At 35.9% G+C, this 11,555-nt stretch carries 10 protein-coding genes; 5 read left to right on the top strand and 5 right to left on the bottom strand.

All coding sequences use genetic code 11. From position 1 onward, the window contains the following. The first annotated feature begins 542 nt into the window (after positions 1-542). The 5 genes from ACI4L0_RS09835 to ACI4L0_RS09815 all read left to right on the top strand — a co-directional run bounded on the left by ACI4L0_RS09835 (position 543) and on the right by ACI4L0_RS09815 (position 6,650). Positions 543-983, top strand: a complete 441-nt coding sequence (locus tag ACI4L0_RS09835) for a GNAT family N-acetyltransferase (RefSeq protein ID WP_439799999.1) — start codon at positions 543-545, stop codon at positions 981-983. A 74-nt stretch (positions 984-1,057) separates the two neighbouring features. Beyond that, positions 1,058-2,377, top strand: a complete 1,320-nt coding sequence (locus ACI4L0_RS09830; RefSeq protein WP_439799998.1) for a hypothetical protein — start codon at positions 1,058-1,060, stop codon at positions 2,375-2,377. Positions 2,378-2,434: 57 nt separating this feature from the next. After that, positions 2,435-4,042: an MBOAT family O-acyltransferase gene (locus ACI4L0_RS09825; protein WP_439799997.1), complete on the top strand. Its 1,608-nt coding sequence runs from the start codon at positions 2,435-2,437 to the stop codon at positions 4,040-4,042. Positions 4,043-4,252: 210 nt separating this feature from the next. Next, a complete protein-coding gene (locus ACI4L0_RS09820; RefSeq protein ID WP_439799996.1) occupies positions 4,253-5,635 on the top strand; it encodes an MBOAT family O-acyltransferase in 1,383 nt (460 codons plus the stop codon). Positions 5,636-5,702: 67 nt separating this feature from the next. Then, entirely contained in the window at positions 5,703-6,650 is a 948-nt protein-coding gene (locus ACI4L0_RS09815; protein ID WP_439799995.1) for a hypothetical protein, read from the top strand. 56 nt (positions 6,651-6,706) lie between these two features. On the opposite strand, the gene ACI4L0_RS09810 is transcribed toward ACI4L0_RS09815, so the two are convergent. The 5 genes from ACI4L0_RS09810 to ACI4L0_RS09790 form a co-directional block, all read right to left on the bottom strand. Next, the gene (locus ACI4L0_RS09810) at positions 6,707-6,931 is read right to left on the bottom strand and encodes a phosphopantetheine-binding protein (RefSeq protein WP_439799994.1); all 225 of its coding nucleotides are present in this window, start codon (positions 6,929-6,931) and stop codon (positions 6,707-6,709) included. Between the two features lie 31 nt (positions 6,932-6,962). Next, positions 6,963-8,468 carry an amino acid adenylation domain-containing protein gene (locus tag ACI4L0_RS09805; protein WP_439799993.1) on the bottom strand — a complete coding sequence of 502 codons (1,506 nt, stop codon included), beginning with the start codon at positions 8,466-8,468 and terminating at the stop codon, positions 6,963-6,965. 217 nt (positions 8,469-8,685) lie between these two features. Beyond that, the gene (locus ACI4L0_RS09800; RefSeq protein ID WP_439799992.1) at positions 8,686-9,504 is read right to left on the bottom strand and encodes a capsular polysaccharide synthesis protein; all 819 of its coding nucleotides are present in this window, start codon (positions 9,502-9,504) and stop codon (positions 8,686-8,688) included. Between the two features lie 146 nt (positions 9,505-9,650). Then, on the bottom strand, positions 9,651-10,481 hold the full coding sequence (locus ACI4L0_RS09795; protein WP_439799991.1) for a glycosyltransferase family 2 protein: 831 nt from the start codon (positions 10,479-10,481) through the stop codon (positions 9,651-9,653). Positions 10,482-10,504: 23 nt separating this feature from the next. Further along, positions 10,505-11,401, bottom strand: coding sequence for a glycosyltransferase family 2 protein (locus ACI4L0_RS09790; protein WP_439799990.1), 897 nt, complete (start codon positions 11,399-11,401; stop codon positions 10,505-10,507). Positions 11,402-11,555 lie beyond the last annotated feature (154 nt).

Raw genomic sequence — 11,555 nt, 5'->3', positions numbered from 1 at the left:
TTTAGTAAGAAATGTTTGATTGGAAATTTAAAATTTAATACCACTACATCTAGCGTTTTCACCCCGTCTGAAAACGCGCTATTTTCCTCCCACAAATAGCAATTTGTGGGAAGATGCGTAGAAATCCACAAAATTCAGGGAGAATGCGTGCAAAAAAAGCCGGATTCTTCCGAAATTAAAAAAAATAAAGCGATGAATTTATATTTTTTGTGCTATAATCAGTCAAAAGGAGGCAAAAAATAGGGGTTTTACAAACAAATGGCAATTTGTATCACTACGCGGGGAACAATCCGGTACGCTATATAGACCCTGATGGTAGAACTGCTTGGAATAGTATAAATAAGTGGACATCTGAGTGTCTGGATAAATATTCACAGTATGTAAATACAAAAATTTAAGATGAATTGATTGTCAAACTACCCCACATCTAGCGTTTTCACCCCGCCTGAAAATGCTGGGGTGGTCATACAAATAGATGGTGCTGACACTGAATATTGTTCAGTTTTCAATGAATTTATTGCGCTTGTAAAACGGAGGCTAACTTGGAAATATTGAAAATCACTAGCGGCAAGAAAAAATATCTGGAGCTGCTTCTTTTGGCTGATGAGCAGGAAAGCATGATTGACAGGTATCTGGAGCGCGGAGATATGTTTGTTCTGGATGACTGCGGTGTAAAAGCTGAATGTGTTGTCACAAGGGAAGGCGAAGGAGTGTACGAGCTGAAAAATATTGCTGTTGTTCCAGAGTTCCAGCGTCGGGGATATGGCCGGATGCTTGTGGACTATGTGGCCGGCTGTTATCCTGACTGCAAAAAGCTTTTTGCTGGAACAGGCGATTGTCCTCCGTCCTTGTCATTTTACAAAAGCTGCGGTTTTTCTGTTTCGCATAGGGTCAAGAATTTTTTTGTGGATAACTACGACCATGAAATATATGATTGCGGAATCCGCCTTGTTGATATGGTTTACCTGATGCGCAAATGCTGATTTTTTAGATTCTCGGTCTAAGGAATTTTCCATAGTTGCATGACAAAATTAAAAAAAAATATTATGCTTGAAAAATGATAAAAAAACATCTGTTTTCTATTAAATTTATTATTTTTATTGCAATCTTTTTTCTTCTAAGCGGACTCCTTTCTACAGTTCTTATTAATGACGTTAATGCCTATACCCGCGTTCTGATGCACGAGTTTTATAATCAGGAAAGAATTGATGTTCTTTTTTGCGGCGCTTCTCACGTAAGCCACGGTATCAATTCAACTGTTGCAGATAAAAAACTTGCCGGCGGCGAATATCGTTCATTCAGCACTGGTACACCAAGCCAGTCCTTAAACGGAACGTATGCTATTCTGCGCGAGGCCATACGTCTTTATGATCTGAAAGATGTTTTTGTGGAACTTGATTTTGCTACGGCAACAACATCTTTGTACTCAAAATCAGAGCCTTCAAAAAGTACGTTTCTTGTAGCTCATTATCTGCAGAATCCTGCTGCAAAAATTGAATATCTGGCAGGAGCTACTTCCCCAAAATATTATCTTAATTCCCTTCTGCCGATTGGAAAGGAAAAATTGATTGACTTAAATCCAGCTTCTGTACTTTACGTTCTGAAATCAAAGATTTCCGGCGAGTATTATAAGTATCAATATAAAAGCGACGATTCTGTCTATGCAGGAAAAGGCTGCGTTCTTGACGATGAAGTTGTAGAAGAAGGCTCGCTTTATTCAGAGCCTGTTAATCCGATTCCTGTGAAGGATATAAGCCGGGAATGGAAGGAAACTGTATTAAAGATTATCAGGTTGTGCGATGAAAAAAAAATCCGGCTGTGCTTTTATCAGAATCCGAGTACCAATTTTTATCTTTTGGAAAAACAGAACTACGATGAATATATTGCGTTTATCAGGGAAATTCTTTGCGAATATGATGTTCCCTATTATGATTTTAGTCTTTTAAAACCGGAATATCTGGACTTGTGCGATTCAGATTTTTTTGACGACAACCATCTGAATAAATACGGAATTGAAAAATTTACAAATATTTTCTGCGACTTCTATAATAAAAGCGAAACCGAACGTCTGGAAATGTTTTTTTCCACATATTCGGAAAAACTTTCTCTTCTGCCGCCTAAAATTTACGGACATATAATTGAAGAAGACAAGGAAAATGCAAGTTTTTCAATTTTGCCTGTTATGAACAACTGTGATGATTCCCTTGTAGAATATGATGTTACCGCATATTCTGGCGGAAAAGAAATTCCAATTGCAAGGAACTCTTCTGACAGATGCTTTTATTATCCTGAAAATTCTTCCGGAAAAATAAAAGTCATAAGCTATTATGACAAAGTTCAGCAGACTTCGTTTACAAAATATTACAGTGCTCTATAACCGGAGTCTTGAAAACTAAAACTTTTTGAGGTTCATATAAATTTTAAGGAAAAAATTATGCTTGATTTCAAATCGTATACATTTATCTGCTTTTTGATTGTTTCTCTATTGTGCTATTATGCAGTTCCAAAAAAACATCAGTGGAAAATTATCCTGATTGCAAACATTGTTTTTTATGCTTTTTCAGGAATTCCTAATTTTGTATTTATTCTTTTTACGTCTGCGGTTACTTTCTTTGGTGCTGCGTCGGTCAATGTTTTTCAGGAACGACTGAAGCAGAAAAAGTCATCTCTTTCAAAAGAAGATTTTAAGGATGAAAAAGAAAATGTAAAGCGCAGAAAAAGACTGATTCTTGCGGTCGTTCTTGTGTGCAATGTTGGCGTGCTTGCATATTTAAAATACTGGAATGCCATAATACAGTTTTTCAGTGTGAAAGTTTCCGTTTCGCTTGATTTTCTTTATTTTGCCGGACACAAAACGCTTCTTCTTCCGCTCGGAATTTCTTTCTACACGTTTCAGACAATATCGTATTTTATGGACGTGTACAACGGAAAATATGCGCCGGAAAAAAACTTCCTGAAATATTTTCTGTTCGTTTCGTTTTTCCCTCAGCTGATAATGGGGCCCATCAACCGGTTTGACAAAATGAGCGGACAGCTAACAGCAGAACGCAGTTTTGACCTTGAAAACATAAAGCACGGAGTTCTGCTGATTTTGTTTGGTGCGATGAAAAAATATTGTATCGCAGACCTGATTGTAAATAGAATTTCATCTGTCCTTGACCATTCATATACAAATCTTCCGGGATGCCTTATTCTTTTTGGCGTACTCGGCTACTCAATCTATCAATATGCAGATTTTTCCGGCGGAATTGATATGGTTCTGGGAATTGCAGAGCTTTTCGGCATAAAAATGCAGCCGAATTTCCGTCAGCCGTATTTTTCTACAAGCCTTGCCGATTTCTGGCGGAGATGGCACATCAGTCTTGGTCTTTGGATGAAGGATTATGTCTTTTTCCCGTTTGCGCTTACAAAAAATATGCAGAATATTGGAAAGTGGTGCGCCAGTCATCTTGGAAAACATTTTGCGCGGACAGTTCCTGCCGGAATTGCAAATATTGTAGTATTCCTGCTTGTAGGAATATGGCACGGTCCTGAACTGCATTATGTTGTCTGGGGACTGTATAACGGACTTGTCATTGCTTTCAGTGATATGCTGAAACCTGCATTCGACCGATTGGGGAATTTTTTACATATAAACGTAAAAAGTCGCGGTTTTCATATTTTTCAGATTATACGGACATTTATCGTTGTAAATATAGGCGCATATTTTGACAGAATTTATGACGTTCCAAAAAGTTTTCTGTATTTGAAGCGGACTTTTACTGATTTCGGACCACTTTCACTTCTGAAATCTCAATCATACTTAAAGGAGATATTCGGCAGTTTCCGTGATGTAGAATCACAGCTTGTATTGATTTTTATTTCCGGAATAATAGTATTTGTAACAAGCATTTTGAAAGAAAGAAACATTGATGTATATGATTCAATCCAAAAAAAGGGAATAGTTGTGCGCTGGGCAGCCTATTATTTTCCTCTTATTCTTGTTATACTGTCAATGTCTTTTTCGCCGGGCAACGCGGTATTTATGTATGCCCAGTATTAATGGAATTAAGGAAAAAAAATTATGACATTTATATCTACAGGATTTGTCTTTTTTGTTTTTGCCACTGCTGTTGTTTTTTATTTATTTCCAGCAAAAAAGCGTTGGTGTGTTCTTCTTGCAGCCAGCTACTTTTTTTATGCTTGTGCTAGCTTAAAAGCCTGCTTATATCTTGTTTTTTCAACTGTATTTTCATTTTTCATAGCATTATGGATGCAGAAGATAAAAGACAGGTATGCCGTCTTGATTTCAAATACTGAAGACCGCACTGAAAAGAAGTTTTTTAAGGAAAAATGCAGAAGAACTAAAAAAATTGTTGCAGCTGTTGGTGTTTTAATATGTTTTGGAATACTCGCTGTGCTTAAATATTCAAATTTCTTCTTGATGAATATAAACTCGGTTATAGTTTTGTTCAATAGCGACTATGTCTACAGACCTATAAAATTTTTAATTCCAATGGGAATTTCATTTTACACGTTTTCAGTTGTAAGCTATATAATTGATGTGTATAACTCAAAGTACGATGCTGAAAAAAATATTTTCCGCTATGCTTTGTGTGTAAGCTATTTTCCTTCGATTGTTCAGGGACCAATCAACAGAAACAATGATTTGCGGTATGAGTTTTTTGAAAAAGAGCATAATTTCAATTTAAAAAATACTCAGTTCGCAATTCAAAGAATTCTCTGGGGATTGATGAAAAAGCTTGTAATCGCGGACAGGGCTGGACAAGTTGTTTCTTATATATTTGAAGAATATGCATCACTCCCGAATTTTATAATAATGTTTGGACTTGTGTTTTATTCAATTCAACTTTATGCGGATTTTGCAGGCGGAATGGATATTGCGCTTGGTGTTTCAGAACTTTTTGGAATAAAACTTAAAGAAAATTTCAGGCAGCCGTACTTTTCTCAGTCAATAGCAGAATTCTGGCGGCGATGGCATATTACGCTTGGAACATGGATGAAAGATTATATTTTCTATCCGTTTGCATTGTCAAAAACAATGCTTGAATTTGGAAAAAAACTCAGCGCAAAGAACAAGTATCTTGGGCGTGTAGTTCCAATGGCGCTTGCTAATATTCTTGTTTTCCTTGTTGTTGGTATCTGGCATGGAGCAGAATGGCATTTTGTGTGTTATGGTCTTTTTCACGGCGGAATAATAGCATTTTCTGTAATGATGGAGCCTGTGTACAGAAAAGGTTTGGCTGTTTTCCATATAAATGAAAAATCAAAGAGATGGCAACTGTTTAGGATTCTAAGAACTTTTTATCTTGTAAATATCGGTGCATTGGTTGACGATGTTACAGATATGAAACAGGCTCTTGGAATGACAAAGCAGCTTTTTTCTTTCACAAATTGGAATTTGATTTCAAATTTCAGTTTCAATGGCTTTGGAAAACTTACGATTTTGGTTGTGATTGCATTCAGCCTTATTTGGATTGCTGTAAGTGTAATGAAAGAGAAAAATATGGATGTACGAGAGAAAATTTCTTCAGCTCCAATTGCTGCAAGATGGGTTATTTATCTTTTCCTTATATTGGGAACTCCGTTTTTCCAATCTTCTAATATGGCAGGTTTTATGTATGCATTGTTCTAGAAATTTTTTTAAATGTGCGGGATTTATATTCCTTGTGATTGTTTCTGTATGTTTTTTTAATTTTCTTTTGTATCCTTGGTCGTCGTTGAACCGGCATTTTACTGAATACCGTGAATATGACAAGAATATAGATTTTCTTGTTATTGGCGATTCTCTTGAATCCAATGGAATGAATGCAAAAATTATCAGTCAGGAATTCAATGAGAATGCATTTGTTCTTTCACCGCAAGGCTCATACCCGGAAAGTCTTTATTATATTCTGCTTGATGTTTTTAAGAAACACAATCTTAAGACTGTTGTTATAGGAATTGATGTTCTTCAGAATTTTGAAAATCCACCATATGTGTATCCCCATTCGGAGGAGTTGTACAGGGAATTCATGCAGGATATGTTTACCCCTTTGAATCTGGAGCTTATAAAACTTACTGCAAAAAATGTAATGACTCAGAAATATACTTCAACATTCTTTAAATTCGCTTCATTTCCTGAAAATATTACAGAAATTCCAAATGTAATGAAATCTAAGAAAGAACTGAGAGAGCATAAAAAACTTGTAAAAGGCAGAAATTATAATTCTTCAGTTTATCGGGAAGAAACAACTTCCCTGGAACCTCCTGTTTCAGAAAGAAAAGTTCCAAAGGATTTTGATAAAGTTGTGAATCAAAAATATCTTGATGATATGCAAGATAATGACAAAAAGTATATTGAAAAGATTTTCAGTTTCTGCATAAAAAACAACATAGAACTTTATTTTATGTCAAATGCAATTCCAGAAAGCGTAATAGAAACAGTGCCCAAAACTCTTTCCTTTTTTGATAAGACAGACGAATTCATAAAAAATCTTAAAGGGGGGGGTGGATTTTATATAAACTGTACTGACCAGAAGTATTTTTACGGAAGCACAGATGATTACAAATTTTCAGATTGCTACGGCCACTACAACAGTTGGTACAGAGACATACATACAAAGCAGGTTTGTGATTATATAAAGAGCCTGAGGGAATCCTGCAAGTAAATCTATATGAAACAAGAAGCCGCCTAGGCGGCTTCTTGTTTTTTCAAGTCTTTTTTTTAGTCCCGTAGACGCTCAATCATCTTGAGCATAGACTCTGCGCTGTTGAAGTTTGCCGGCACTATTTCTTCAGCACCGATTTCAATGTCAAATTCCTCGTTGAGTTTCATTACAAGTTGAACAATGTCGAAGGAGTCAAGAATCGCATTGTCAATCAGGGCATTTTCCTTTGAAAAGTCAACATCCGGCTTCATTTCCTGCAGGATTTCAATAAGTTCATTCATAATTTTTTTCTCCATAAAATTCTATTGTTTTCTATAACATTTTTTTTAGTTCTACGCGGTCGATTTTTCCGTTCAGATTAATCGGCATTTTATCAAGCTTGATTTTCTTGTTCGGAATCATATATTCAGGCACAGCGTTTTTTATTGAGTCTATAATCTGCTGAGCTTCTACAGAGCCAGTGAAGAACATTACAATCTTGCTGTGTTCTGTGTCATAAAGACAGCAGTTTTGCTCAACGCCTTCTACTGCAGAAACAGCCGTTTCAATTTCTCCAAGCTCAATTCTGTGCCCCATATGCTTTATCTGAAAGTCCTTGCGGCAGTCATACATAAGTTCACCGCGCTCATTATAGTGAACGATGTCTCCAGTCCGATAGATTATTTCTGGATATTTGCTGTTGAGCGGATTCTGAACAAAAGCTGCCTGCGTTTTTTCAGGGTTGTTGTAATAACCGTATGAAAGGCAGGTTCCGCGCACGCACAGTTCGCCTTTTTCATCTTTCTGCACACGCTCATTCTTGTCATTCAAGACTATTATCTCAGTATTTTCACAGGCAAAGCCTATCGGAAGACTCTCGTCATCGGAGAATTCCCGATCAACGATATAGTAAGCGCATACATCAGTGATTTCAGTAGGACCATAGAGATTTGCATAAAGGCAGTCAGGGAACGCCTTGCGCCATACATTAAGCTGTTTGTTCGGCATTACTTCACCGCAGAAAAGCACTTTTTTCAGTGTCGGAACAGGAAATTTTCCAACAGCCTTAAGGTTTGCCATAATGCAAAGCGCAGAGGGAACCCAGAAAATCGTGTTTACTTTCTTTTCCGCAAGAAATTCAAAAAGCTGTTTTGGAAGCATAAAGAATTTCTGCGGAATGATGTATAGCGTAGCGCCGTTTTTAAGAGTCTGGTAAATGTCAAGAATCGAATTATCAAAATAGAAAGGCGCCTGTTCTCCGAATATTGTGCTGCTTGAAATATCAAATGTTTTTGTAACCCATTCAGCATAGTCAATACAGGCTTTCTGGCTGATAATTACACCTTTTGGAGTACCCGTAGAACCGGATGTAAAGAGCACATAGAGAATATCAGTATCAAGAATTTTTGTTTTTGCCTGCTCTACAAGAGCTTCGTCTGCCGTAAGTTTCTGGATGTCGCTGTACAGAATGACAGGCGTATTTCCTGAAAATTCTGAGGCAGCATTCCTATGCGCCTCATCTGTTATTATGACAGCTGGACACAGCGTTTCCATTATTTTTTCGATTCGGGAGGAGGGCATTCCTGTGTCAATCGGTGTATAAAAATTTCCCGAGTATGCAGCTCCCATAAATGAAACAAGAACCTCAACGCTCTTATCAAGGTAAATTACAACAGGCTTTTTAAAAACTGAGTCATTAATAAGCTTTGTTGCAATTTTTAAAGCCTCGCTTTTTACCTGTGAAAATGAAATCTCTCTGTTCTCGTCTGCAAAAGCAATTTTTTCCGGGTATTTTTCTGCGGAAGCATCAAGATAATCTGTTACAAGTCTGATAGACATTTTTTTTCTCCCATAAAGTGAAATCGTATTAAAGGTAACTTCGAGAAACTCGTATTCGGCTATTTTACGAAGTTACCTCAAAAAACTGAACTTTTTTCGAAATTTTTTAAAATTATAATGCAAAAAAAAGTTTTAGACTAGAGCGAAAGGTATTTTACCATCTATCTGCTCAGTATTTATAAATAATTTTATTTTTCTGCACTATACCAATAAAAAATCAAATTAAATCGCCGTATATAAACCTATTGTAAACTGTCTGTTTACCGTCAATTTTTTCTTTATATTCTCTTTTCCAGTTTAACTTGAAAAAAACAGATTTTTCTAAAATTGAAGAAATAAACTCTTTTGAATATTCTTCATTAAAATGCCTGTCCAGTTCCTTGACTCCCTGATTATTGAACGGTATTAAATCTACAAGTTTTTTAAATTCTGGGATATTGTTGTACCCGGACAGCATAGCATAGTCAATCAGAAAATAGTCTGCAAGTTTATTGTATTTTTTCCAGTATTCGAAGAATATGTCCCGGCAAAAACTGTGTATTATAGAATTTTTATGCGCTCCCTGACAGAATCCTGTCCAACGTCCGTTTGCAATTTTGCTTGTTGACGTTTCATAGTGAATTGAAAAGTAGGGCAGAGTAAAACAATATTCAGGAATTTCTTTTGAAACAAAGACAGTAGTATCAAGCCAAAGTCCGCCATAAGCAGACAGAAGAACCATCCGCAAAATATCAGAGAAGTGCGTAAGCGAGATATTTCCTTTAGATACCTTTTTTATTATGTATTCCGGAATATCTGCATAATTCTGCCAGTTTTCTTTAGTAATCAGAATTACAGGATGGATTCCGGCATTTTTTCTTATGCTGTCAATGCACTTTTTTACAATTACAGGTGCGTTTTCATAGCCCTGCCACCAAAGTATCCAGATGTTTCCATCATTTTGATTTTCTTTTTGTTCTGAAACCGTCGGCTCTCCTTTTAGGTTTTTGTATTTTTCTATAATGGCGGAAAAATCTTTCTCTATGAAATGCAGCATAAAAGCCACTGGATTTATAAATTTAAAAAAATGAGAAAGCCTGTTAATAAGTTTTTTGATGAATATTAGAAAAAATATCTCCATATCCGTATTCAGGGGTATTTATCCCTTGTCCGTTTTTATCTGCGGATATGGCGTTTTGCTTACTAGAAGAGTTTTAGGGCAATTCCTATCCGCAGAAAAATTCTTTTAAACATCGGCTGCTGTAAAGAATTGCGGACTGGTATATCTTTGTACCCCCCCCCTTGTGATATTATTTTACTGTCAAGCAGGCATTTGTTTTTGTCTGCTAAAAGTTCTTTATAGTCTGTTTCTTTTACGTGCCTGAAACAGATGCCGTCTTTCTTGTTTGAAAGTGAATTTCTCAAATCAAGACGTGCCTGCATCTGTTTTGGCGAGCGGAACTGGTAATGTTTTACAAGTATAAGTTCCGGGAACAAAACTCCGGCATATTTCGGATAGTGAGATGTCGTTTCGAAATTCCACTTTAATGATTTTCTGTATCTAAAAAATCTCGGCTCGCTCCAGCAGGTATTTTTTAAATACTTTATATGATTTCTGTCTTTGTCAAAATTTCCTGAAAAATCATATTCTTTCAAATCTTCTTCGGTTAAAACATAGTCAAGGGATTTTTTTGCAACTAAAGAATATTTATTCGGTATTTTTTCAAGAAATATCCGCGGGTTATCAAAATAAAATTCATCCGCATCCAGTTTGAAGCACCACCAGTCGCCGTCCTGCGCTTCATACCTGAATTCATTGAATACATCTGCCCTCAAGCCGTTTGAATATGGCCTGAAGTCCTGTTTCCAGGGAACGACGATGTCGTTTTTTAGCGATTGAACGATTTCCCAGGTTCCGTCTGTGCTGCCGTTGTCCATAATAAAAATACGGTCAGCCCATTTTTCGGCATCCTTGATTACGCTTTCTACGATGTCTGCTTCATTTTTTACAAGCATTATTGCAAAAATTTTCATATTTTATACACCTGCTGAAAAAATTAAAACGATTCCTTTAGTTTTAATAAATATTTGTAAATCCCAGTTCTAGCTGCTATAAGCCTGATACGGTTTGATGCAGAAGGAGTCTTTTTGCACAGTAATTCCATTTCTTGAACAGGATTTTTACCTGCTTTGCAGATAAAAGCTGCTTTTTTCTTAAAGAAACTGTTTAAGATATTGTCATTCATCAAAATATTTTCTTTATGTTTTTCGAATATCATATCCATAGCAGCAATTCCTTTTTCAGGATGAGATGAAATACATTCTGTCTGCATAAAAGTATTGACAAGAACAGTGTTTTGAAAAAAAATTTTATAGAACTGAGCCAGCCTCAGAACTTCATCCCAATCCTGAAGTCTAGGAAGTTTATCGTCAAATAAAATCTTTTTAAAGCATTCAGTTTTTCCAAAAAGGGTTTGGGTACTGGAGCAGTTGTATTCAAGTAAGCTGAGATAAGAAATGGATTTATCTTCTGTATAATTTGGAAACAAATGTAGAAATTCTCCATTGTTATTTTTGCATTCCATTTTACACAGTACGATGTCAGCCTTGTTCTTATTTAAAAAAGAGAGTTGTTTTTCCAGTTTATCAATATGCCATTGGTCATCACTATCATTAAAAGCAATATAATCGCCTTTTGCTTCTTTTATTCCTCTGTTTCTGGCTGTACATGCACCTGAATTTTTTTCAAGACGGATATAATGAAATCTTGAGTCCTTTATATTCTTTACAATTTCTTCCGTATTATCAGTAGAACAGTCATCAATAAAAAGAAGTTCGATATTTCTATACGTTTGCTGCAAAACACTATTGATTGCATCGGTTACAATAAAAGCACGATTATACGAGGGGATTATTACTGATATTAAGGGTTCATTCATAAAAATAACTTCCATAAGGTGATATCAGTTCTGTACTTCTCAAGCTCTTCGATTTCAACCTCTTGAAAAGTTCTTTTTTTCCCTTACTTTTAATGCCAACCGGCAGTTTTCTTATATTCTGCATACAGAAAGTATATCATAAAAAAGTGTAAAATAACATAGTTATATA

This window comes from Treponema sp. (assembly GCF_051883275.1).
Lineage (GTDB): Bacteria > Spirochaetota > Spirochaetia > Treponematales > Treponemataceae > Treponema_D.
Note: the sequence above shows the minus strand (reverse complement) of the source record. Positions and strands in the feature narration are given on the sequence as shown.